Source organism: Mesorhizobium sp. GW821-FHT07A06 (assembly GCF_059419085.1).
Genome location: NZ_JBWKRC010000003.1, coordinates 435,883 through 457,666, shown reverse-complemented (window position 1 = coordinate 457,666; position 21,784 = coordinate 435,883). Strand labels below are relative to the sequence as shown.

The 21,784-nt window shown below is 64.9% G+C and carries 18 protein-coding genes; 13 read left to right on the top strand and 5 right to left on the bottom strand.

What is annotated here, in order from left to right; translation table 11 throughout:
* The first annotated feature begins 11 nt into the window (after positions 1–11).
* The 7 genes from pncB (at position 12) to AC07SZ_RS12660 (ending at position 7,998) form a co-directional block, all read left to right on the top strand.
* Positions 12–1,316 carry a nicotinate phosphoribosyltransferase gene (pncB, locus tag AC07SZ_RS12690; RefSeq protein WP_056568475.1) on the top strand — a complete coding sequence of 435 codons (1,305 nt, stop codon included), beginning with the start codon at positions 12–14 and terminating at the stop codon, positions 1,314–1,316.
* A gap of 339 nt (positions 1,317–1,655) precedes the next feature.
* Positions 1,656–3,092 (top strand): hypothetical protein, encoded by a 1,437-nt coding sequence (locus AC07SZ_RS12685; RefSeq protein WP_172374977.1) that lies wholly within the window; start codon positions 1,656–1,658, stop codon positions 3,090–3,092.
* A gap of 152 nt (positions 3,093–3,244) precedes the next feature.
* Complete coding sequence (locus AC07SZ_RS12680; protein WP_056568472.1) at positions 3,245–4,546, top strand: ABC transporter substrate-binding protein; 1,302 nt, start codon at positions 3,245–3,247, stop codon at positions 4,544–4,546.
* A 158-nt stretch (positions 4,547–4,704) separates the two neighbouring features.
* On the top strand, positions 4,705–5,586 hold the full coding sequence (locus AC07SZ_RS12675) for a branched-chain amino acid ABC transporter permease (RefSeq protein ID WP_322417402.1): 882 nt from the start codon (positions 4,705–4,707) through the stop codon (positions 5,584–5,586).
* On the top strand, positions 5,583–6,545 hold the full coding sequence (locus AC07SZ_RS12670) for a branched-chain amino acid ABC transporter permease (RefSeq protein WP_494914471.1): 963 nt from the start codon (positions 5,583–5,585) through the stop codon (positions 6,543–6,545). The genes AC07SZ_RS12675 and AC07SZ_RS12670 overlap by 4 nt, the downstream gene beginning before the upstream one ends.
* Positions 6,542–7,267 carry an ABC transporter ATP-binding protein gene (locus AC07SZ_RS12665; protein WP_065005431.1) on the top strand — a complete coding sequence of 242 codons (726 nt, stop codon included), beginning with the start codon at positions 6,542–6,544 and terminating at the stop codon, positions 7,265–7,267. The genes AC07SZ_RS12670 and AC07SZ_RS12665 overlap by 4 nt, the downstream gene beginning before the upstream one ends.
* Entirely contained in the window at positions 7,264–7,998 is a 735-nt protein-coding gene (locus tag AC07SZ_RS12660; RefSeq protein WP_494914468.1) for an ABC transporter ATP-binding protein, read from the top strand. The genes AC07SZ_RS12665 and AC07SZ_RS12660 overlap by 4 nt, the downstream gene beginning before the upstream one ends.
* On the opposite strand, the gene AC07SZ_RS12655 is transcribed toward AC07SZ_RS12660, so the two are convergent.
* Both AC07SZ_RS12655 and pncA read right to left on the bottom strand, forming a co-directional pair.
* Positions 7,999–9,408, bottom strand: a complete 1,410-nt coding sequence (locus AC07SZ_RS12655) for a sodium:proton antiporter (RefSeq protein WP_494914465.1) — start codon at positions 9,406–9,408, stop codon at positions 7,999–8,001. It abuts the gene before it with no gap.
* 49 nt (positions 9,409–9,457) lie between these two features.
* Positions 9,458–10,072 (bottom strand): bifunctional nicotinamidase/pyrazinamidase, encoded by a 615-nt coding sequence (pncA, locus tag AC07SZ_RS12650; protein ID WP_494914464.1) that lies wholly within the window; start codon positions 10,070–10,072, stop codon positions 9,458–9,460.
* A gap of 274 nt (positions 10,073–10,346) precedes the next feature.
* On the opposite strand from pncA, the gene AC07SZ_RS12645 reads away from it, so the two are divergent.
* From AC07SZ_RS12645 to AC07SZ_RS12620, 6 genes are read left to right on the top strand one after another with little or no spacing between them, the layout of a single operon-like run.
* Entirely contained in the window at positions 10,347–11,207 is an 861-nt protein-coding gene (locus tag AC07SZ_RS12645; protein ID WP_065005435.1) for an FAD binding domain-containing protein, read from the top strand.
* Positions 11,204–14,197 carry a molybdopterin-dependent oxidoreductase gene (locus AC07SZ_RS12640; RefSeq protein ID WP_494914462.1) on the top strand — a complete coding sequence of 998 codons (2,994 nt, stop codon included), beginning with the start codon at positions 11,204–11,206 and terminating at the stop codon, positions 14,195–14,197. The genes AC07SZ_RS12645 and AC07SZ_RS12640 overlap by 4 nt, the downstream gene beginning before the upstream one ends.
* Positions 14,194–15,735, top strand: a complete 1,542-nt coding sequence (locus AC07SZ_RS12635) for a 6-hydroxynicotinate reductase (protein WP_172371336.1) — start codon at positions 14,194–14,196, stop codon at positions 15,733–15,735. The genes AC07SZ_RS12640 and AC07SZ_RS12635 overlap by 4 nt, the downstream gene beginning before the upstream one ends.
* On the top strand, positions 15,735–16,619 hold the full coding sequence (locus tag AC07SZ_RS12630) for a UPF0280 family protein (protein WP_056568439.1): 885 nt from the start codon (positions 15,735–15,737) through the stop codon (positions 16,617–16,619). The genes AC07SZ_RS12635 and AC07SZ_RS12630 overlap by 1 nt, the downstream gene beginning before the upstream one ends.
* Positions 16,612–17,196, top strand: coding sequence for an amino acid synthesis family protein (locus tag AC07SZ_RS12625; protein WP_056568436.1), 585 nt, complete (start codon positions 16,612–16,614; stop codon positions 17,194–17,196). The genes AC07SZ_RS12630 and AC07SZ_RS12625 overlap by 8 nt, the downstream gene beginning before the upstream one ends.
* Positions 17,193–17,654: a MarR family winged helix-turn-helix transcriptional regulator gene (locus AC07SZ_RS12620; protein ID WP_494914459.1), complete on the top strand. Its 462-nt coding sequence runs from the start codon at positions 17,193–17,195 to the stop codon at positions 17,652–17,654. Before AC07SZ_RS12625 ends, AC07SZ_RS12620 begins: the two co-directional genes overlap by 4 nt.
* Before the next feature lie 47 nt (positions 17,655–17,701).
* Here AC07SZ_RS12620 and AC07SZ_RS12615 read toward each other — a convergent pair whose 3' ends face one another.
* The 3 genes from AC07SZ_RS12615 to AC07SZ_RS12605 are packed head-to-tail and all read right to left on the bottom strand — an operon-like array spanning position 17,702 to position 21,569.
* On the bottom strand, positions 17,702–18,670 hold the full coding sequence (locus AC07SZ_RS12615) for a substrate-binding domain-containing protein (RefSeq protein ID WP_056568429.1): 969 nt from the start codon (positions 18,668–18,670) through the stop codon (positions 17,702–17,704).
* On the bottom strand, positions 18,667–19,986 hold the full coding sequence (locus AC07SZ_RS12610; protein ID WP_056568427.1) for an ABC transporter permease: 1,320 nt from the start codon (positions 19,984–19,986) through the stop codon (positions 18,667–18,669). The genes AC07SZ_RS12615 and AC07SZ_RS12610 overlap by 4 nt, the downstream gene beginning before the upstream one ends.
* On the bottom strand, positions 19,983–21,569 hold the full coding sequence (locus tag AC07SZ_RS12605; protein ID WP_494914457.1) for a sugar ABC transporter ATP-binding protein: 1,587 nt from the start codon (positions 21,567–21,569) through the stop codon (positions 19,983–19,985). The genes AC07SZ_RS12610 and AC07SZ_RS12605 overlap by 4 nt, the downstream gene beginning before the upstream one ends.
* Positions 21,570–21,784 lie beyond the last annotated feature (215 nt).

Genomic DNA, 21,784 nt, shown 5'->3' with positions numbered 1-21,784 from the left:
GGCGTTGAAACATGGCTAAGACCGATATTGCGCGGCGCGTCTACAACCACACCTGGAAGCTCGATCCGATCGTGCGCAGTCTGCTCGACACGGATTTCTACAAGCTTCTGATGCTGCAGATGATCTGGGGGATGTACCCCAAGGTCGAGGCCACCTTCTCGCTGATCAACCGCACCACTTCGGTGCGGCTGGCCGACGATATCGATGAAGGCGAGTTGCGCGAACAACTCGATCATGCCCGCACCTTGCGCTTCTCCAAGAAGGAGATGATCTGGCTGGGCGGCAACAATTTCTACGGCCGCAAGCAGATCTTCGAGCCGGAATTCCTCGCCTGGCTGGAAGGTTTCCGGTTGCCCGACTACGAACTGTCCAAGCGTGACGGGCAGTATGAGCTCTCCTTCAGCGGCCCGTGGATGTACACCACGCTGTGGGAAATCCCGGCGCTCGCCATCATCAACGAACTGCGATCCCGCGCGGCGATGCGGGCCTTCGGGCCCTTCGCGCTCGATGTGCTCTATGCCCGCGCCAAGGCCAAGATGTGGGCCAAGACCGAGCGCCTGAAGGCGCTGCCCAGCATCCGCATTTCCGACTTCGGCACGCGCCGGCGGCACTCCTTCCTGTGGCAGCGCTGGTGTGTCGAAGCGCTCAAGGAAGGTATCGGCGAGGCCTTCACCGGCACCTCCAACGTGCTGCTTGCGATGGACAACGACCTCGAAGCGCTCGGCACCAACGCACACGAATTGCCTATGGTGTTCGCGGCGCTTGCCAATTCGGAGAAGGAGCTGAAACAGTCCCCGTACAAGGTGCTGCAGGACTGGCAGCGCTACTATGGCGGCAATCTGCTGATCGTGCTGCCCGACGCTTTCGGCACCGCCTCCTTCCTGCGCGACGCGCCGGACTGGGTGGCCGACTGGACCGGTTTTCGCCCCGACAGCGCCCCGCCGATCGAGGGCGGCGAAAAAATCCTTTCCTGGTGGCGCGAGAAGGGCAAGGATCCCAAGCAGAAACTGCTGATCTTCTCCGACGGCCTGGAGGTGGAAACCATCGAGGAGACCTACCGCCACTTCGAGGGCAAGGTGCGCATGTCCTTCGGCTGGGGCACCAACCTCACCAATGATTTCGAGGGCTGCGCGCCGACGGAAACCAACAGCCTGGATGCCATATCGCTGGTCTGCAAGGTCACCGAAGCCAATGGCCGGCCGGCGGTGAAACTTTCCGACAATCCAGCCAAGGCGACCGGCGACGAGAAGGAAATCCAGCGCTATCTCAGGATTTTCGGCGAGAAGGACCGCGTGGAGCAACTGGTCAAGGTGTGAGCCAAGATCGGACTCATGGATAGTTCGAGTTCCTTCACGCCCCCTTCTGTCCTGCCGACAGAGGCTCCTTTCCTCTCCCTCCGGAGGGGGGAGAGGTGGCGCCGCGAAGCGGCGACGGAGTGGGGGAACCACTTGGCAACCGCCACAACGGACATAAGAAAGAGGACCACGCTCGACCCGCGCCAGGGTCGACCCCCACTCCGTCGAGCTACGCTCGACACCTCTCCCCCGATCGACGGGGGAGAGGAAGGGTGCCAAGTTATCCGAACAGGCGCCAGTCGTCGGCGGCAGAGGCTCCCGTCCGAAAATGGCAGCATGATCTCCCCCCTCGAGGGGGAAATATCTGGCAGGACAGAGGGGAGCGCCGTAGAGCGCCGTCTTCACGGATTCGCTTTCGCCGTCGCACTGCTAGCCCTCCTCCCCACTCGCGCCTTCGCCCACGCCTCCGACCGAGGCCACGTCCTGCTCCTCCCGACCGGCTACTACCTTGTCGGCGGCGCGTTCGCCGTGGCCGTCAGCTTCCTCGTGCTGGCGCTGCTGCCGGCGGCTTTCATCGATCGTTTCTGGCGCCAGCGACTGCCGCTTTTGACCTTCGGCGATACCGCCCGCACGTCCCTCAGCCTGATATCCTTTGCCGGCTTTGCAACTCTCATCGCCGCCGGCCTTTTCGGCAGCCGCGACCCGCTCTCCAATCCATTGCCGCTGGTGATCTGGACGCTGTTGTGGGCCGGCCTCACGCTGCTGCAAGGCGCTGTCGGCGACATCTGGTCATGGCTCAACCCTTGGGTCGGGCCGTGGCGCCTCGCCTCGCGCCTGCGCGGCGCAAGCGATGAGGGGCCGTGGCGTCTTCCCCGGTGGATCGGCTGCTGGCCGGCCGTCATCCTGTTCTTCGCCTTTGCCTGGTTCGAACTCATCGATCCGGCGCCCGACGACCCGGCGAGGCTTGCCCTTGCCGCCGGCATCTACTGGCTGTTCTCTTTCCTGGCCATGCTGATGTTCGGCTATCGCGCCTGGAGCCGCAGCGGTGAGTTCCTGACCATCTTCTTCTCCATGGTGGCGCGTTTCGCGCCTGTCGAGCGCGACGAGAAGGGCCGGCTTGCGCTGTGCTGGCCAGGCGCCAAGCTGCTGGCGGCGGAGCCGTTACCGCCCAGCGGCATCGCCTTCCTGCTGCTGACCCTGTCCTCGGTCTCCTTCGACGGCCTGTCGAAGACCTTCTTCTGGCTTGGCCTGTTCGGCGTCAATCCGCTCGAATTCCCAGGCCGCACGGCGGTGATCGGCAGCGGCAGTCTCGGTCTCGTGCTGACATTCGTCCTGCTGGCGGCGGTGTTCCTTTTGGCCGTCGTGCTCGGCCAACGTCTTGCCGGCAGTGGACCGCCGCTCACCCAGGCAGCCGGGCTGCTGGTCTGGTCGATCGTGCCGATCGCGCTCGCCTATCATGTCGCGCACTATCTGACGGCGCTGCTGGTCGACGGCCAGTATGCGCTAGCCGCCCTGTCCGACCCGTTCGCGCTCGGCTGGAACCTGTTCGGCACCGCCGACATGCAGGTCGAGGCCGGCATCGTCGCCGGCGCGGCGTCGGCCTGGTGGTTGTGGAACATCCAGGCCGGTGCCATCATCCTTGGCCATGTGCTCGCCGTCCTCGTCGCCCACGGCTTCGCCTGGCGCCTGCATCCGCAGCCCGCCCGCGCCGCGTTCAGCCAGTTTCCGCTCACCCTGCTGATGATCGCCTACACGGTCTTCGGTCTCTGGCTGCTCGCCACGCCGACGGTCGGCTGAGGCATTTGCGCTGGAAAATAAACCGGGATTCCCTTAGGGAACCAGCATTGCCGTGTCCGGACTTTGGTGATTTAGTTTGTACACATGCAATTTTTCGACTTCCGGACATGAGCGGACTTTGCGCTCCTAACGCTGAACAAGGGGAACGGCATATGGACAAGAGCAAGACCTTCAACTTCCCGAAAACCGGTCTCACCCGCCGCACGGCGCTGAAGGGCCTGGCAGCGGGCGCCGGCCTCGCCATGGCGCCCGGCTTCGTCCGCTATTCCCAGGCGCAGAGTTCGGCGCCGATCAAGATCGGCTTCCAGTCGCACCGGACCGGCATCGGTGCCGCCTATGGCCGCTGGTACGAGAAGACCACCGCCGCCGCGGTCAAGGCGATCAACGCCGCCGGCGGCATCAATGGCCGTCAGGTCGAGGTCATCATCGAGGATGACGGCACAGATCCCGGCCGCGGCGCCGAGGTGGTTGGCAAATTCGCCACCCAGCACAAGACCGACATCGTTTTCGGCACACTGTTTTCGCACGTCGTCATCGGCTCGGCGCCCGCAGCCGGCGAGGCCAAGATGCCCTATTTCGTCGTCAGCGAAGGCCACCACGTGGCCTCGACCAAGCTCAACCGCTACGTCTTCCAGCCCGGCATCACCGACGTGAAAAGCCAGATCCAGTCGATGGCGCCGTGGATCGCGGCCAATGCCGGCAAGAAGGTGACGCAGATCTTCCCCGATTTCGCTTTCGGCTACGATCATCGCGACTATCTGCCGCCGGCGCTGAAGGCGCAGGGCGCCGATGTCATCGCGCAGATCGCGATCCCGCCGACGGAATCGTCCTTCACCAAGTATTTCCCGCAGATCCCGGCCGAGACCGAGGTGATCTACCACGTGATGGTCGGTCCCGCGGTGCTCACCTTCGTCAAGGAACTCGGCGAGTTCTACGGCTCCAACCGGCCGCAACTGTTCGGCTTCATCGATTCGCTCGAGGCCGTCGACATCAACAGCCCGGGGCTGGAATTCCTCGACGGCAGCCATTTCTGGGAAGGCTCGCCGCGTTATGCCCAGGCTGATGATACCGAGGCGCAGAAAGCCTATCGCGCCGCCGTCGGCATCGACGACAATGGCGCCGCCGTCGGCGACCCCAAGGACGTCTCCACCGCCGCGCACATGTTCGGCTGCTGGGAGACACTCTACGTCGTCAAGAAGGCGATGGAAGATGCCGGCTACAAGGGTCCGGAAGACCGCGCCAAGCTGGTCGAGGCGACCGAGGCGCTGACAGCCTTCGCCGAAGGCCCGGAGCATCCGCAGGGGCCGAAAACCTTCAACGGCAAGATCCACCAGTGTTTTGGCATCCAGAACATCTCCAAGGTCGAAGGCGGCAAGCTGAAGGTCGTGCACAAGACCAAGATCGAGGACGGGCTTTACGAGGCCGAAGGGGACTATACGACGCAGGCGCTGTGAGGCGCCTTGCCCTCCCCTTGTGGGGAGGGTCGGCGAATTGGGTTCGCGTTTTTGCGAGGCCTAAGAGACGGGGTGGGGGTCGCGACGGCCCGTGCCCCACCCCCCACCCGACCGCCTCGCGGTCACCCTCCCCACAAGGGGGGTTAAGGGCGCCCTGAATGCACTTCGGACCCCATCTCCTCCTTGCCGCCCTCGAAGGCCTCGTCACCTCCGCCGTGCTGGCGCTGACGGCGCTTGGGCTGTCGCTGGTGTTCGGCGTGATGCGGGTGGTCAATGTCGCGCATGGCGAGTTCTTCATGCTGGGCGCGGTGCTTGCCTGGGCGATCTCGACGGCGATATCGGGTCATCCGGCGTTGGGTTTCCTGGCGGCACTGGTGATAGCGCCGCTGATCGTCGGCGCCATCGCGCTGGTCGCCGAACGGTTGGTGCTGCGCCGGCTCAACTACAATCCGGAAGCCACAATCGTCGCCACGATCGGCATGCTCTACATCATCCAGCAGCTGGCGCTGACCTTCTATGGTCCGGAGGCGCGGCCAGTGGAGCCGCCGTTCAGCTACCGCATCCTTTTGCCGTGGTTCGGCTACTCCGGCTACAAACTGTCCATCATCGCGGCTTCCGCGCTTCTCCTGATCGCCACATGGCTGGTGCTGACACGCACCAGGATCGGCCTCATCATGCGCGCCACCCAGTATGACAGCGAGACGGCGCAGGCTTTCGGCATCCCGGTCGACCGCGTCTACGGCGGCGTCTTTGCGCTCGGCGCCATGCTGGCGGCGATCGCCGCGGTGCTGATCGTGCCGATCAGCCAGGCGCATTATCTGATGGGACAAGACCCGCTGCTGCTTTCCTTCATCGTCGTCATCATCGGCGGCCTCGGCTCGCTGCGCGGCACCGTCGTCGCCGCCGTGTTGATCGGCCTGTCCGATGGCATCATCTCGATGTTCTTCTCGCCGACCCTGGCCAAGATCATCGCCACGCTGCTGGTCGCCATGGTGCTGGTGTTCCGGCCGCAAGGCCTGTTCGGGACGGCATCGCGATGAGCGAAGCTTCGCCGGCAAAGGCCTATGCGCTGCATCTCGGCGTCATCGCGCTGCTCTTCCTGCTGAGCTTCGTGCTGCCTGAGTACTATCATGGCCTTCTCGCCCGCATCATGGTGCTGGCGGTGTTCGCCATGGGCTACAACATGCTGTTCGGCTATGTCGGCCTGCTCAGCCTCGGCCATGCCATGTTCTTCGGCGCCGGGCTCTACGGCGCCGGCCTTGCTGTCATCCAGCTCGGCTGGAGCGTGCCGCTGGCCTTCCTCAGCGGGATTGCCTGTGGTGCGGTGCTGGCGCTGGTGATCGGCCTCCTTGCACTGCGCACCACGGGCGTCGCCTTCATGATCGTCACCATGATGTTCGCGCAGGTGTTTTATCTCGTCATCCTCTATTTCTCTTCATGGACCGGCGGCGACCAGGGCATGGTCGTGCCGCAGCCGGCGCGTGTCCTCACATTCGGCGCGACCGCGCTTGACCTCACCAACCCGACCGTGCGCTACATGACAGCGCTGGCGCTGTTTTCACTTGTGCTTCTGATCACGCTGGGCATCGTCCGCTCCCGACATGGCCGCGTGCTGATCGCCATCCGCGAGAACGAAGAGCGGACGAAGATGCTGGGCTACGACACCTTCTCCAACAAGCTTGCCGCCGTCGTCGTCTCCGGCACCATCTGTGCCGCCTCAGGCGCAGCCTACACGCTGCTGTTCGGCTATGTGGGCTCGAGCTTCGCCTCAGTGCAGTATTCGATCCTGCCGCTGCTGTGGGTGCTTCTTGGCGGTGCCGCCACGACGCTCGGGCCGCTGATCGGCACGCTGTTCATGTACTATGTCATCGACCTCAGCAGCGGCTACACCTCGGCCTATCTGCTGATCGTCGGCATCGCGCTCATCCTGCTGGTGCTGTTCTTCCCCAAAGGCATTCTCGGCAGCATTCGCCAACGCTGGCTTGGGTGGCTGCCATGACGCCGCTTTTGATCACCAAGGGCCTGTCGCGCGATTTCGGCGGCTTGCGCGCCGTCGATGGCGTCGACTTCACCTTGATGCCGGGCGAGATCCGCGCCGTCATAGGCCCCAACGGAGCGGGGAAGACCACCTTCGTCAGCCTGGTCAGCGGCCGCATCCAGCCCTCTTCCGGCACGATCGTCTTCGACGGCGCCGATATTACGGGCCTGCCTGCCTATGCCCGCGTCCGCATGGGCATCGCCTACACGTTCCAGATCACCAGCGTCTATGCCAACCTGTCCGTTTACGCCAACGTCGCGCTGCCCGCGCAACTGACGCTTCGGCATGGCCCTTCCAAGAGCGCGATACAGGCCGCCGTCATGGCGGCGCTCGAACGCACCGGCCTGGCCGACCGCGCCCATATGCCGGCCGGGCAATTGTCCTATGGCCACCAGCGCCTGCTGGAAGTGGCGATGGGGCTGGCGTTGAAGCCGCGTCTGCTGATCCTCGACGAGCCGACGCAAGGCCTGGCCGACTCTGAGATCGACAATTTCATCACCCTGGTGCGCGAGATCGCCAGGGACGCCACGGTGCTGCTGATCGAACACAACATGCCCGTCGTCATGCAGCTCGCCGATCGCATCACCGTCTTCAATGCCGGCAGGATCCTTGCCGAAGGCACGCCGGAAGCGATCCGCGCGAACGCAGCGGTACAGGAGGCCTATCTGGGGAGCGCCCCATGACCGAAACGAACAAGGCGAAGACAAAGTCTGAAGCGCTGGTGATCGCGGGACTGGACTGCTTCTACGGCCAGGTCCAGGTGCTCTACCGCCTCGACCTCATGCTGAACAAGGGCGAGGTGCTGTGCCTGTTCGGCCGCAACGGCGCCGGCAAGACGACGACGCTGAAGGCGATCATGGGCCTGCTTCCTTCGAGCGCCGGCTCGATCAAGCTCGCCGGCCAGGAACTGACCGGCCTGCCGGCGCACGAAGTGCCGAAGGCCGGCGTCGCCTATGTACCGCAGGGCAGGAGGCTGTTCGCCGAGATGACGGTGGCGGAAAACATCGAGATCGGGCTGATGGCGCGCGGCAAGGGCAAGGCGACGCGTGAGAACGTGCTCGACCTCTTCCCACTGCTGCGCCAGCGGCTGCGGCAACGTTCAGGCACCTTGTCGGGCGGCGAGCAGCAGATGCTGGCGATGGCGCGGGCGCTCTGCCTCGAGCCGCAGGTGCTTTTGCTCGACGAGCCGACCGAGGGTCTGATGCCGTCGATGATCGCCAAGATCCGCGAGACGGTATCGACGCTGCGCGACATGGGCGTCTCGACCATACTGGTCGAGCAGCGCGTCGATGCCGTGCTGTCGATCGCCGACCGCGTCTCGTTCATCGAGAATGGCCGCAACCGCGAGACGGTCGATGTCGAGGAACTGCGCGCCGACCCTTCGGCGGTCAGGCGCTATGTCGGCGTCGGTTGATCAGCCGAAAAACACAAACCCCGCGACCAGGAAAGTCGGGATCAGCACCAGACCGGACCACAGCATGTAGCCGAAGAAGCCAGGCATCTCGACGCCACGCTGTCGGGCGATGGCGTAGACCATGAAGTTGGGCGCATTGCCGATATAGGTGTTGGCGCCCATGAACACGGCGCCCGCCGAGATCGCCGCAAGCGTCGAGGCAAACTCCGTCATGAGGTGGTGTGGATCGCCGCCGGCCAGCTCGAAGAACACCAGATAGGTCGGCGCATTGTCGAGGAAGGACGACAGCGCTCCGGTCAGCCAGAAATAGGCAAGGTCGTTGGGCGTGCCTTGCGCCGAGGTGACGAGCGCGACCAGCGGCGCCAGCGCGCCCTCATGGCCGGCTCTCAAAATGGCGATGACCGGCACGATGCAGACGAAGATACCGGCAAACAATTTCGCCACCTCCGCGATCGGTCCCCAGTTGAAGCCGTTCGCCTCGCGGTATTCCTTGCGCGAAACCGCCAGCGAGATGAAGGCGAGCGCCAGGATGACGGCGTCGCGCACCAGGTTCTGCAGTTCCAGCGTCACACCTTGAATGGAGACGCTGATCCCGGGCTTCCATGTCGCCGACAGCAGGATGGCGCCGATGACCCCGGCCAGCAGCGGAATGTTGGGCAAGCCTCGGATGCGTATCCTGGAATCCGGTGTCGGGTCCTTTATCTTCGGCGCCCCTGCCTCGCGCCGGTGCAGGATGATGTCGATGGCCAGGAACACCGCCAGCACCAGGCCGCCGACGAACAGCGTTTCCCGATAGAGATTGGTGGTCGTCCAGAAGAAGTCGACGCCACGCAGGAAGCCGACGAACAGCGGCGGATCGCCGAGCGGCGTCAGCGAGCCGCCGATATTGGACACCAGGAAGATGAAGAAGACGACGACATGGGCATTGAACGGCCTGTTGTCGTTGGCGCGGATGACCGGCCGGATCAGGATCATCGAGGCGCCCGTCGTGCCGATGACCGAGGCGAGCAGAGCGCCGACCAGCAGCAGCCCGGCATTGACCAGCGGTGTGCCGTGGATGTTGCCGGCGACCAGAATGCCGCCCGAAATGGTGAACAGCGCAAAAAGCAGGATGATGAAGGACATGTATTCGGTAAGCAGCGCGTGCAGTACCGCCTCGGTCGCCGAAGACAGACCGAAGGCAAGCGCCAAAGGCACGACCACGGACGCGGCCCAAAGCGCCGCGATCTTGCCGTAGTGGTGCTCCCAGACGTGATGGAACAGCAGCGGCCCGGTGGCAATCGACAGCAGCAGCCCGGCAAAGGGAAGTGCCCACCACAGCGACATCGAAGCGCCGGGCAATGCGTGTTCCTCGGCCGCGAAGGCCGCTTCCGGGAACAGCATCGCGGCGGCAAATGCACCGCCGGCCATCAGGCTTGCGGTGATCCGCGAAAGGCCCCCCTGATGCTCCACCGTCCGTTCAGTCCGACAAATGATCTTCAAGCGTCACGCCGGCATCGCGCATGCGCCGCAGCATGGCATTGAGCGAGCCATTGAGATCGATGCCACGGCAGGCATCGAGCCTGACGGTGGTTTTGAAACCCTGGCTGACGGCATCCAGCGCCGAAAAGCCGACGCAGAAATCGGTCGCCAGGCCGACCAGGGTCAAACTGTCGATGCCGCGCTCCCTGAGATAGCCGGCGAGACCCGTCGGCGTCGTGTGGTCGTTCTCGAAGAACGCCGAATAGCTGTCGATCGCTGGGCGAAATCCCTTGCGGATGACGAGCTCGGCCTTGGTCCAGGCAAGGCCGGAATGGAAATCCGAGCCGAGGCTGCCCTGGATGCAATGGTCCGGCCACAGCGTCTGCTGGCCATAGGGCATCTCGATCATGGTGAAGGGCTGCGCGCCCGGATGGCTGGAGGCAAAGCTCGAATGGCCGGCGGGGTGCCAGTCCTGCGTCAGCACGACATGGTCAGTCCGCCGGATCATGTCGTTGACCAGCGGCACGATCTCGTCGCCGCCGGTCACGGCCAACGCGCCGCCCGGGCAAAAGTCGTTCTGCAGGTCGATGACAACAAGCGCTTCGTCGGCCATGCGGCTTCCTTCCCTCTGTCTCGATGCCGCTGTTGCGACCGGAGGCAGAAACTTGACCAGATGGCCGGCCGCGTCAACCTCCGAAGGCGTAACAATCTCGTTGCATGCGGCCCGACAGGGACGACACCCCCAAACTCTGGCTTTGACAATTTCCACCGGCTTGATATCATTTGCATACGAATGAATTTCCGGTTCGAAACCGGCAACATGATCCCGGGGGAAAATCCTGGGAGGGCCAAATTCGTGGAAGGCCCGCTCTCTGGGAAGGCAAAGCGTGATCCGTTACGCGAAACCCACCACGGTCGATGAGGCGCTCGCGCTGCTTGGCGAGGACGCCTGGCGCATCCTCGCCGGCGGTACGGATTTCTATCCGGCACAAGGCACGAAGCCGTTCCGCGACAATGTCCTCGACATCAATGGCCTCACCGCGCTGCGCGGCATCGCCGAGACGGATGACCACTTTGTCATCGGTGCGCGCACGACATGGAGCGACCTAATCCGCCATCCCTTGCCGCCTGCCTTCGATGCGCTGAAACAGGCCGCGCGCGAGGTCGGCTCGCCGCAAATCCAGAACGTCGCCTCGGTCGCGGGCAATCTCTGCAACGCCTCGCCGGCCGCCGATGGCGTGCCGGGCCTGCTCGTGCTCGATGCCGAAGTCGAACTGCGTTCGGCAACAGTGACGCGCTACCTGCCCTTGCCGGATTTCGTTCTCGGCAACCGCCGCACGGCCCTGCAAGCTGGGGAAATGGTCAGCGCCATCCGCGTGCCGAAGCCCTCTACAACGGGCACGTCGGCTTTCGTCAAGCTCGGCGCACGGCGCTATCTCGTCATTTCCATAGCTATGGTGGCGGCGCGCCTGGTCGTCGAGAACGGCACAGTGACCGAAGCGGCCATCGCCGTCGGCTCGTGCTCGGCAGTCGCCAGGCGCCTTGCCGGCGTCGAGGCGGCGCTGCTCGGATTGCCTGTGGATCACCGGCTCGGCGATGCGGTCCAGTCCGCACCGATCACGGAACTGTCGCCGATCGCCGACGTGCGCGGCAGCGCGGAATACCGGCTCGACGCTGTGCGCGAGATTGTCGCCCGCGCCGTGCTGACGGCCGCCGGCCTGACGAACGATAACATGGTGGCGGCATGAACCAGCTTCCGTCTGAAGTGACTGCGGCCCTGCCCGATCTGGGCGGAGGCACGCCCGGCCTCGGCCTTGAACGCGCCGACATTGCCTTCGCGGTCAATGGCGACGCCGTCCTGGTCAATGTGCCGCCGCTGCGCCGGCTGTCACAGGTGCTGCGCGACGAATTGCGGCTCACCGGCACCAAGGTCGGCTGCGATGCCGGCGATTGCGGCGCCTGCACGGTGCTGGTCGATGGCGAGCCTGTCTGCGCCTGCCTGATGCCGGCGGCGTCCGCCGCCGGCACCGCGGTGACGACGGTTGAGGGGCTGGCCAACGGCAGGCTGTCGGCGTTGCAGGCCTCTTTCCTTGCCCACGGCGCGGCGCAATGCGGCATCTGCACGCCCGCGCTGCTGGTCGCGGCGACCGCATTGCTGGACAGGAAGCCCAGCCCTACCGAGCCCGAAGTGCAGGATGCGCTGGGTGGCATTCTCTGTCGCTGCACCGGCTACCGGAAGATCATCGCGGCGGTGATGGATGCCGGGCGGTTCGAACCGTCAATGGATGGCGCTGCCCCTCATCCGCCTGCCGGCACCTTCTCCCCGTATAGGGACGGGGAGAAGGGACAAGCTCCAGCGTCGACGCCTCCCTCTCCCCGTCCCTTGCGGGGAGAGGGTAAGGGTGAGGGGCGGCATCAGCATCATCATTTGGATCGCAACCTTGACCACAGAATGCCAACTTCAGGCCACGCCGTCGGCTCATCCCCAGTCCGGTTAGATGGAATCCCGAAGGTCACAGGCGGCGAAAAGTTCGGCGGCGATTCCTTCCCTGCCGATGCACTTTCCGTGCTGGTGGTCCGCTCGCCGCATTATCACGCCAGCTTTGCCTTTGGCGACCTCGATGGTTGGGCGAAGAGACACCCCGGCATCGCCGGTGTCTTCACGGCGGCCGACATACCGGGAAAGAACTGCTTCGGTGCGATCGGCCCGTTCGCCGATCAGCCGGCTTTGGCCGAAGGACTTGCGCGGCTTCGCGGCGAGGCGGTGGCGCTGGTCGCCGGCGAGCGCGAGGCGATCCTCGATCTCGACCTGTCGGATTTCCCGGTCCACTGGACCGAATTGCCGCATTTCCTGCAATCTTGCGAAGCGCAGGCCGAAGGTGCGGCACGGATCCATGACAACCGCCCGGCCAACCTTCTGACCACGGGCCTCGTCGAGCGCGGCGATCCCGAGGCGGCGCTTGCCGATGCCGCCCTCACCGTGAGCGGCGCCATCGAAACGTCCTATGTCGAGCACGCCTATATCGAACCGGAAGCCGGCCATGCCTATCTGGATGGCGACACGCTGGTTGTCGTCGCGTGCACGCAGGCGCCCTACATGGACCGCGACGAGACGGCGAAGGTGCTTGGCCTTGCCGTCGACAAGGTGCGCATCGTGCCGACCGCGACCGGCGGCGGTTTCGGCTCGAAACTCGACGTTTCGCTGCAGCCGCTGATCGGCCTCGTGGCGCTGAAAACCGGCCGACCGGCGGCGCTGGCCTACACCCGCAATGAATCGATGACATCGACCACCAAGCGCCATCCGGCTGAGATGCGGGCGACCATCGGCGTCGACGCCGAAGGCCATGTCACCGTCATGACCTTTGCCGGAGATTTCAACACCGGCGCCTATGCCAGCTGGGGCCCGACCGTTGCCAACCGAGTGCCGGTGCATGCGTCCGGACCCTATGCGACGCCCAACTATCGCGCCGAGGGCCGCGCCATCCATACGCATGGCCCGATCTCCGGCGCCTTCCGCGGCTTTGGCGTGCCGCAGGCGACCATCATGCAGGAAACGCTCTATGACGAGCTAGCCGGCAAGCTTGACATCGACCGCCTCGATTTTCGCCTGAAAAACTGCCTTCGGAACGGCTCCGAAACGGTTACCGGGCAACGCCTGGAGTCCGGCGTCGGCATTGCCGAGTGCCTTGAGGCGCTGCGGCCGCATTGGGTGCGCGCGACAGCCGACGCGGACGCGTTCAACCATGCCCACGCGGACAAAAAGCGCGGCGTCGGCGTGGCCTCCTGCTGGTATGGCTGCGGCAACACCTCGCTGCCCAATCCATCGACCATCCGGGTCGGCATCGCGGCCGACGGCACGGTCGTCCTGCACCAGGGCGCCGTCGATATCGGCCAGGGCTCCAACACCGTCATCACCCAGATCTGCGCCGACGCGCTCGGCCTGCCGCTGGAGAAATTCCGGCTGAAGAGCGCCGATACGGCGATCAGCCCCGATGCCGGCAAGACTTCGGCCTCGCGCCAGACTTTCGTCACCGGCAAGGCGGCCGAGAAGGCCGGCCGCGCGTTGCGTGAGAACATCCTGCGCTTTGCCAATGTCTCGGAAAAGGCATCCCTCCAGCTGGATGGTGTGGCGATCGTCATCCGCGAGGGCGAGGCCGTACGCCGCATCGATCTCGCCTCGCTCGACGTCGATGCCGAAGGCTTCGTCTTCCGCGCCGAGGAGACCTACGATCCGCCGACGCTGCCGCTCGATGCCAAGGGCCAAGGCAAGCCCTATGCCGTGTACGGCTTCGGCGCGCAGATCGCCGAACTCGAGGTCGATCTCAAGCTCGGCACGGTGAAGCTGCTGAAAATCACCGCCGCGCACGATGTCGGCAAGGCGATCAACCCGCTGCTGGTCGAAGGGCAGATCGAAGGCGGCATCGCGCAAGGCATCGGCATGGCGCTGATGGAAGAATACATTCCCGGCCGGACCGAGAATTTGCACGACTATCTCATTCCGACCATAGGCGACGTGCCGCCGATCGAAACCATCCTGGTCGAGGTTCCCGATCCGGAAGGCCCGTTCGGCGCGAAGGGGCTGGGTGAGCATGTGCTGATCCCGACCGCACCCGCGATCCTCAACGCCATCCGCCACGCCACCGGCGTTCTGGTCACCAGGATTCCGGCGACGCCGACGCGTCTGCGCGCTGGCATTCGTGAAAAAGATGGCATCCGCGAAAAGGAGGCACGCCGATGAGCGAGCTTGCCGAGCGCTTCGAAACGCACGATCCCGGCGAGAAGCTGGTGGCGGAGAAGATCCGCTGCGATGCCTGCCCGGTCATGTGCTACATCGCAGATGGCCGCACCGGCGCCTGCGACCGCTACGGCAATGCCGGCGGCCGGATCGTACGGATGGACCCTCTGACCATCCTCGACCACGCGGCCGAGACCGGCGCGGCGATCGTGCCTTTCGTCGCCGAAGGCGAGGCCTGGGACGGCGAGTTGGTCAACACCGGGCGCCGCTTCGTCACGGCAATAGGCGCCGGCACCACCTATCCCGACTACAAGCCGGCGCCGTTCATCGTCAGCCAGGAGGTCGAGGGCGTCGATCTCGTCACGGTCGTCACCGAAGGCATCTTTTCGTATTGCGGCGTCAAGGTGAAGATCGATACCGACCGTCATATCGGACCGGAAACGGCTGTTGTTCGGGCGGAGGGCGAGGCGATCGGCCATGTCACGACAGGCGAATACGGCTCGCAAATGCTGTCGCTGGGCGGGGTGCATCACCTCACCGGCGGCTCCAAGGCCGAAGGCCGCGCCACCTGCGATGCGCTGCTCAATCTGTGCAACCGCAAGCCGGTGGAACTGATCATCGACGGCGGTGCCACCATCATCGTCGAAGCCGGCAAACCACCTGTCATCGACGGCAAGCAGGAGCACCGCATGCGCGTCGGCTGCGGCTCGGCGACGATCGGCATGTTCGCCACGCAATGGCGCGGGCTGGTCGACGAGGTGGTGGTGGTCGACGACCACATCACCGGCGTCGTTTCCGAGCATCAGGCCGGCAAGGTGCTGGGCTGGCAGGATACGGGGATCAAGATCATTGGCCGCCGCTCGACGCCGGGCCGCTATTTCAAGGTTTCCGAGCCCGGCCTCGGCTGGGGCGGCACCTCGATTTCCGACCCGCTGTCGATCCTTGGCGACTGGAACGCCAAGAAGGGCGCGCGACCCGGCCTGTCGTTGCTGATGGTTTCGACCACAGGCGAACAATTCGCCTATTACGAACTCGACGACGAATTGAAGCCTGTCGAAAAACCGTTTCCCGAACGGCTGCGGAAGTCGGTCAATCTGATCGAGGACAATTGCGAGCCAGCGCTGTGCACCGTGCTGTTCATCGGCGGCGCCGGCGGTTCGCTGCGGGCCGGCGTCACCGAAAACCCGGTCAATCTCACCCGGTCGGTGCAAGGCCTGAAGACCTATGTGACGGTCGGCGGCGCGCCGGTCTATGTCTGGCCGGGCGGCGGCATCACGCTGATGGTCGATGTCACCAAGGTGCCGGAAGGCGCTTTCGGCTATGTGCCGACACCGGCGCTGGTGGCGCCGATCGAATTCACGCTGCGCCGCGACGACTATATCAGGCTCGGCGGCTACGAGGCCGAAATCCGCAGCGTCGAAGATATCGTCGCCAAGGGCGGCGAGTATCTCAACCCACGTCGCGGAACCGGCGCGCCGTCCGACAATCCATGGCCGCCGCTCGCGCAATTGCGGCGTGCCGCCTCGAACGGAGCCGGGTGATGGACGGCCCGCAAGTCCACTGGCTGCAGGACGGCAAGCGGCTGCACCTCAACCACGGGCCGATCGACCTGATCGTCGAGGCCTTTGGCGAGGCGGGCGAGTGTCGTGCCGCCTACGCCCAGGCTGTCGCGCGCTTCCAGACGATCCTGATCGAGTTGGTCAAGGAGCTTCCCGAATTGCGGCTCCCGGCATTTTTCCTGCGGCCGCGCGCCTTTGACGGCCCGACGGCGCGCCGCATGGAAGCCGCCGTCATGCCCTTGGCGGAATGCTTCATAACACCGATGGCGGCCGTTGCAGGATCGGTAGCCGACGAAATGCTCGCCGCATTGCTTGCCGGCCGCAGGCTCGATCGCGCCTATGTCAACAATGGCGGCGACAGCGCCCTTCACATTGGCACGGGCCGGTCGATCGGTCTGGCGGTCGCCGGCACCGGCAACGGCATGGCCGACCGGATCACGATCCGTGCGGAAGACGGCGTTCGCGGCGTTGCCACCAGCGGCTGGCGCGGCCGCTCCTTTTCGCTCGGCATTGCCGACGCCGTCACCGTGCTGGCGCGGACCGGCGCAGAGGCCGATGCGGCGGCGACGCTCATCGCCAACGCGGTCGACCTGCCCGGCAATCCCGCCATCAAGCGCACTCCGGCACAGGAGTTGTCGCCCGACAGCGATCTCGGCGCGCGACTGGTGACACAAGCCGTCGGCACGCTGGCGTTTGGCGAAGTGGCGCAGGCGCTGGACAATGGCCTGGCCGTCGCCGAAGATTTTCGCCGGCGCGGGCTGATTGCCGCATCGGCACTGTTTCTTGGCGGTGAGGCCCGCATCAGTGGCTCGGTTGCACTTTCCGCGCCCAACAAACATCCGAGGGAGGAAGTTGCCCATGCCTGAGTTTCCGATCCGCAAGGTCGCGGTGCTGAGCGAAGAAATCTTTCACGAGGGCGGACCGGTCGCGGACGTACCGCGCCGCCGGGCGGCGGCCATGGCCGTGGTCAGGAACCCGTTCGCGGGACGCTATGTCGAGGATCTGCAAAGCGCCATGGACGATCTGAAGCCGCTCGGCCTGCTGCTCTGCGACCGGCTGATCGCGGCGCTCGGCGGCGATGTCAAGCAGATCGACGGCTACGGCAAGGGCGCCATCGTCGGCACGGCGGGCGAACTGGAACACGGCGCGCTCTGGCATGTGCCGGGCGGCTACGCCATGCGCGAGCGGCTCGGCGACGCCAAGGCGATCGTGCCGTCGGCCAAGAAGGTCGGCGCCTTCGGCTCGAAGCTCGACGTACCGCTCGGCCACATCAACGCCGCCTATGTGCGCAGCCATTTCGACGCCATGGAAGTCGGCATAAGCGACGGCCCGCGTCCCGACGAGATCCTGTTTTGCCTCGCCATGACCTGCGGCCCGCGCGTCCACAACCGCATGGGTGGCCTTGCGGCCGACGACATCAAGGCCTGGGACGGGTTGCGGTGAACGGCGAGGACAATCTGCTCAAGCTGGTCGAGGCCGAAGAGCCTGAGGAACATGACTACCTCCTCCAGGAACAGGTCGGCTTCATCCTGCGCAAGGCGCACCAGCGCCATGTGTCCATCTTCGCCGCGCATATCGGCGACCTGACGCCGCCACAATTCGCGGCGCTGGCCAAGCTGCGCGATGTCGGCGAGACCTCGCAGAACCACCTCGGCACGCTGATCGCGATGGACGCGGCGACCGTGAAGGGCGTGATCGACCGCCTGAAGGCACGCGGCCTGGTGGCGCTCTCCAGGCATGAGGTCGACAAAAGGCGGCTGCTGGTCAATCTGACCGCCGAGGGTCGCGATGCGATCGAACGGCTGATCCCGCTGGCCCGCGAAATCACCAGGGAAACGCTGGCACCGCTCTCGGCCAAGGAGATCGCCACGTTCACAAAGCTGCTGGCGAAGCTGGCGTAGGCTGGTCCTGCCGGACGCCAATCAGCGCCCGGCAGAAGCGTATCGTCTCAGAGTCCGTTGTCCTTCAGCACCTGGGCGGCGTTTTCCTTGGTGATCTTCTCGGTCGGCAGCGTGATGGTCTTCTCGACCTTCTCGCCGTTGAGGAACTTGATCGCCTGACGCAGGCCTTCAGCACCGGGGGTGACATAGGTGAAGGTCGCCGTCAGCTCGCCCTTGTTCACCATTTGCACGCCTTCATTGGGCAAGCCGTCGATGCCGATGAACTTGATGTCCTTCTCGCGGCCGACGTCCTTGGCGGCAAGATAGGCGCCGTAGGCCATTGGGTCGTTGTGGCCGTAAACGAGATCGATCTTCTCGTTGGTTTTCAGCGCGTTGGCCATCAGATTGTAGGCCTGGTCCTGCTTCCAGTCGCCCGACTGCTGGTCGAGCAGATACTTGATGCCCGGCTCCTTGTCGGTGAATTCGTGGAAGCCGTCATGGCGGTCATGCGCCGGCTGGGTGCCCATCCCGCCCCAGATCTCGACGACATTGCCCGCCGCCTTGCCCTTGCCGCCGAGCAGTTCGACGGCATATTCGCCGGCCGCGCGGCCGATCAGCTTGTTATCGCCGCCGACGAACTGCGTGTAGTCCTTGGTGTCGACGTTGCGGTCGAGCACGAAGACCGGAATCTTGGCGTCGATGGCCTGCTGCACGACGCCGGTCAGGCCCGCGGATTCCTTCGGCGACACCAAAAGCGCGTCGACCTCCTGACGGATCAGGTTCTCGACGTCGGCGACCTGCTTCTCGGTCTTGTCCTCGCCATCGGTGATGATCAGCTCGACCTCGGGATGCTTGGCGGCTTCGGCGATGATGTCCTTGTTGAACTGGGCGCGCCAGGGCTCGATGGTCGTCACCTGCGAGAAGCCGATCTTCCACTTCTTGTCCTGGGCGAAGGCGTTGCCGGTCGAAAGCAGCGCGGTGGTGGTCAGCAGTGCCGCGCCGAGTGCGGCAAGCTTCAGCATGTCACGTCGTTTCATTTCTTGTTTCCTCCGAGATTGAGAGACGGGGTCTCTTGTGGCGGCCGCTTGGCTGCGGCCGTTTCCTTGCGCGCCGGTTGCCCGCCGGGCAGGCGCAGATAGGCCAGGAGATCGCCGGCATTGCGCTCCTGGACGAGCACGGTGCCGATGATGATCATCCCCTTCAGCACCAGTTGAAGATTCGAATTGATGTTGTGGAGCTGCAGTATGTTGGAGAGCAGCCCGAAGATCAGCACGCCGCAGAACGTGCCGATCAGGCTGCCGCGTCCGCCCATGAGGCTGGTTCCGCCGATGACCACGGCGGCGATGGCGTCGAGCTCCAGACCGGCGCCGGCATCGGGCTTGCCTTGCCGGTACTGCGCCACATAGAGCACCGCGGCGAGGCCGGCGAGCAGGCCGGAGACGGCATAGGTGGCGATCTTGACGCGGCCGGCGGCGATGCCTGAGAGCCGCGCCGCCTCCTCGTTGCCGCCGATGGCATAGACATAGCGGCCGAACGGAGTGAAGCGCAGCACCGCGCCATAGATCAGGATGGCACCGAGGAAGAACAGGCCGGGCATCGGGATGACGCCGAACACCAGCGAGCGCAGCATCTCGAAATCGGCGGTGGCGTTCGAGCCGGTATAGACCGGCAGCACGGCATTGTTCTGGCCGGCGGTGAGCCGGGCGATACCGAGCGCCGTCACCATCATCGCCAGCGTGACGATGAAGGGCTGCAGCCGACCGGCAACGATGATGAAGCCGTTGATGGCGCCGAACAGCAGGCCGACGCAGGGCGCCACCAAGAGCACGCCGAGCACGCCGAATTTGGGCTCGATCTGCGGCAGCAGGTACCATAGCGACAGGCCGCACAGGAACACGCCGACGATTGCCGGCGTGACCAGGCCGCGAACACTGTCCAGCTTCACATCGCGCGCGGCGGCATCCGGACCGGTACGGGACTTTTCCACGTTGAGGAAAATGAAGCGGGTGACGACGAAACCAAGGCAAAGCGCCACCAGCGCGACAGTCGGCACGCCCAGCACGACGCCCGGTGTAACACCCGGCACCGTCAGCAGCATGGCGCAGACCACCGAACAGATGGCCATCAGCGAGCCGACGGAGAGATCGATGCCGCCGGTGATGATCACCGCCGTCATGCCGGTGGCGATCAGTCCGGTGGTCGACACCTGGCGCAGCACGTCGAGCAGATTGCCGTAGGATAGGAAGATGTTGTTGCCCTTGGAACTGACCGGCGAGCCGAGCACGCCGATCAGGAAGATGGCGATCAGGCCCCAATAGAGCTTGGTCCGGGACAGGAGTTTCAGTGCGGTCATGCGGCTGGTCTCGATAGGGTCCGGCGCGGCGCGGCAAGGCGCATGATGGTCTCTTCGCTTGCCGCGGCGCGGGAAAGAATGCCGGTCTGGCGGCCCTCGGCCATCACCAGGATACGATCCGAGAGATGCAGCAATTCCGGCAATTCGGAGCTGATGACCGCGATGGCCAGGCCATCGCGCGCCAACTGGAAGATGAGGTCGTAGATCTCGCGCTTGGCGCCGACATCGATGCCGCGCGTCGGCTCGTCCAGCAAAAGCACGCGCGGCCTGGTCGCCAGCCACTTGCCGATGACGACCTTCTGCTGGTTGCCGCCCGACAGCGTGCCGGCGGGCTGATCGATGTCCTGGCAGCGTATGCCGAGTGCCTTGACCGCCTGCCTCGCCAGGCCCTGCTCGCCGGACAGCGAGCGGATGCCGAAGCGTGCCAGCGACCCGACCAGCGGCAGCGCGACATTGTCCGTGATCGAGGCCTGCAAGTGCAGGCCTTGCGTCTTGCGGTCCTCGGTGACCAGCGCGATGCCCAGCCGCCTGGCGTCGCGCGGCGAGCGGATGTTCACGGACCGGCCGTCGAGTTTGACCTCGCCGCCGGCACGCCCATCGCCCGAGCCGAAGATCGCTTCCATGATCTCGGTGCGGCCCGAGCCCAAAAGGCCGCCTATGCCGAGGATTTCGCCGGCGGCCAGATCGAAGCTGACGCCGTCGATCACCTGCCGCCAACCCTGGCGGTCGGGTTTCGTCAGCGACAGATTGCTGACCGAAAGCACGGTTCGGCCGCCGGGATCCCGCTCCTCTTGGGAGGATGCGAGCAGGTCCCGTCCGACCATCGCCGAAATGATGGCATTCTCGTCAAGCTCGGCCATCGGCCGCGTCAGCACATGGCGCCCGTCGCGGAACACCGTGACGCGGCCGGCCAGATGCATCACCTCGTCGATGCGGTGCGAGATGTAGATGATGGCGACACCGCTTTCGGCAAGCTGGCGGATGATGCGGAACAGCCGCTGGCATTCGGCGGGCGAAAGGGCCGAGGTCGGCTCGTCCATGATCAGGATGCGCGCCGACATCGACAGCGCCTTGGCGATCTCCACCAGTTGCTGTTCGCCGACGCGCAAGGCGCCGACGCGCGCTTCCGGATCGAGTTCAATGCCGAGTCGCTGCAGGAGGGCGGCCGCCGCACGGCTGCTCGCCTTGCGGTCGACGATCAGCCCGGCGATCAGTTTTTCGCGGCCGAGGAAGATGTTGTCGGCGACGCTGAGTTCCGGCACCAGGTTGAGTTCCTGGTGGATGATGGCGATGCCGGCATCCTCGGCGTCGCGCACGCCGGCGAAGCTGACCGGTCTTCCATCGACGCTGACCGTGCCTTCGTAGCCGGTATAGACGCCGGAGAGGATCTTCATCAGCGTCGACTTGCCGGCGCCGTTCTCGCCCATCAGGGCATGGACCTCGCCACGCCGCAAATCGAAGCCGACATCGACCAGGGCGGCGATGCCGCCGAAGCTCTTGGAAATGCGCTCGGCGCTCAGGACGACATTGGAATGGTCCGCCGCCGCGACATGCCCATGGGCGATGGAACCTCTGTGCTCCATGACAATGGCGGCCTCCCTTCCGTCCTCGTCAATCTCATCCAAACGCTATTCTAAACGTTTCGATACTGTCAAGCCGCTATCTGATAACGCAGGATTGACCCTTTTCAATTCTTGCGAAAAACCTTGATATTCCGTAGGTATAGCGAACAGACACTGGCGAAACGTTTCGAAAATGGCAGCATCCAAGCGGACGAGACAGCGAAAATCGACGGCGC

Coding starts and splice junctions, on each gene's coding strand:
- AC07SZ_RS12635 (WP_172371336.1), top strand. CDS start 14,194: ATGAGCGAGCTTGCCGAGCGCTTCGAAACGCACGATCCCGGCGAGAAG.
- AC07SZ_RS12680 (WP_056568472.1), top strand. CDS start 3,245: ATGGACAAGAGCAAGACCTTCAACTTCCCGAAAACCGGTCTCACCCGC.
- AC07SZ_RS12670 (WP_494914471.1), top strand. CDS start 5,583: ATGAGCGAAGCTTCGCCGGCAAAGGCCTATGCGCTGCATCTCGGCGTC.
- pncB (WP_056568475.1), top strand. CDS start 12: ATGGCTAAGACCGATATTGCGCGGCGCGTCTACAACCACACCTGGAAG.
- AC07SZ_RS12655 (WP_494914465.1), bottom strand. CDS start 9,408: ATGGCCGGCGGTGCATTTGCCGCCGCGATGCTGTTCCCGGAAGCGGCC.
- AC07SZ_RS12610 (WP_056568427.1), bottom strand. CDS start 19,986: ATGACCGCACTGAAACTCCTGTCCCGGACCAAGCTCTATTGGGGCCTG.
- AC07SZ_RS12660 (WP_494914468.1), top strand. CDS start 7,264: ATGACCGAAACGAACAAGGCGAAGACAAAGTCTGAAGCGCTGGTGATC.
- AC07SZ_RS12675 (WP_322417402.1), top strand. CDS start 4,705: ATGCACTTCGGACCCCATCTCCTCCTTGCCGCCCTCGAAGGCCTCGTC.
- AC07SZ_RS12625 (WP_056568436.1), top strand. CDS start 16,612: ATGCCTGAGTTTCCGATCCGCAAGGTCGCGGTGCTGAGCGAAGAAATC.
- AC07SZ_RS12605 (WP_494914457.1), bottom strand. CDS start 21,569: ATGGAGCACAGAGGTTCCATCGCCCATGGGCATGTCGCGGCGGCGGAC.
- AC07SZ_RS12615 (WP_056568429.1), bottom strand. CDS start 18,670: ATGAAACGACGTGACATGCTGAAGCTTGCCGCACTCGGCGCGGCACTG.
- AC07SZ_RS12640 (WP_494914462.1), top strand. CDS start 11,204: ATGAACCAGCTTCCGTCTGAAGTGACTGCGGCCCTGCCCGATCTGGGC.
- AC07SZ_RS12630 (WP_056568439.1), top strand. CDS start 15,735: ATGGACGGCCCGCAAGTCCACTGGCTGCAGGACGGCAAGCGGCTGCAC.
- AC07SZ_RS12665 (WP_065005431.1), top strand. CDS start 6,542: ATGACGCCGCTTTTGATCACCAAGGGCCTGTCGCGCGATTTCGGCGGC.
- pncA (WP_494914464.1), bottom strand. CDS start 10,072: ATGGCCGACGAAGCGCTTGTTGTCATCGACCTGCAGAACGACTTTTGC.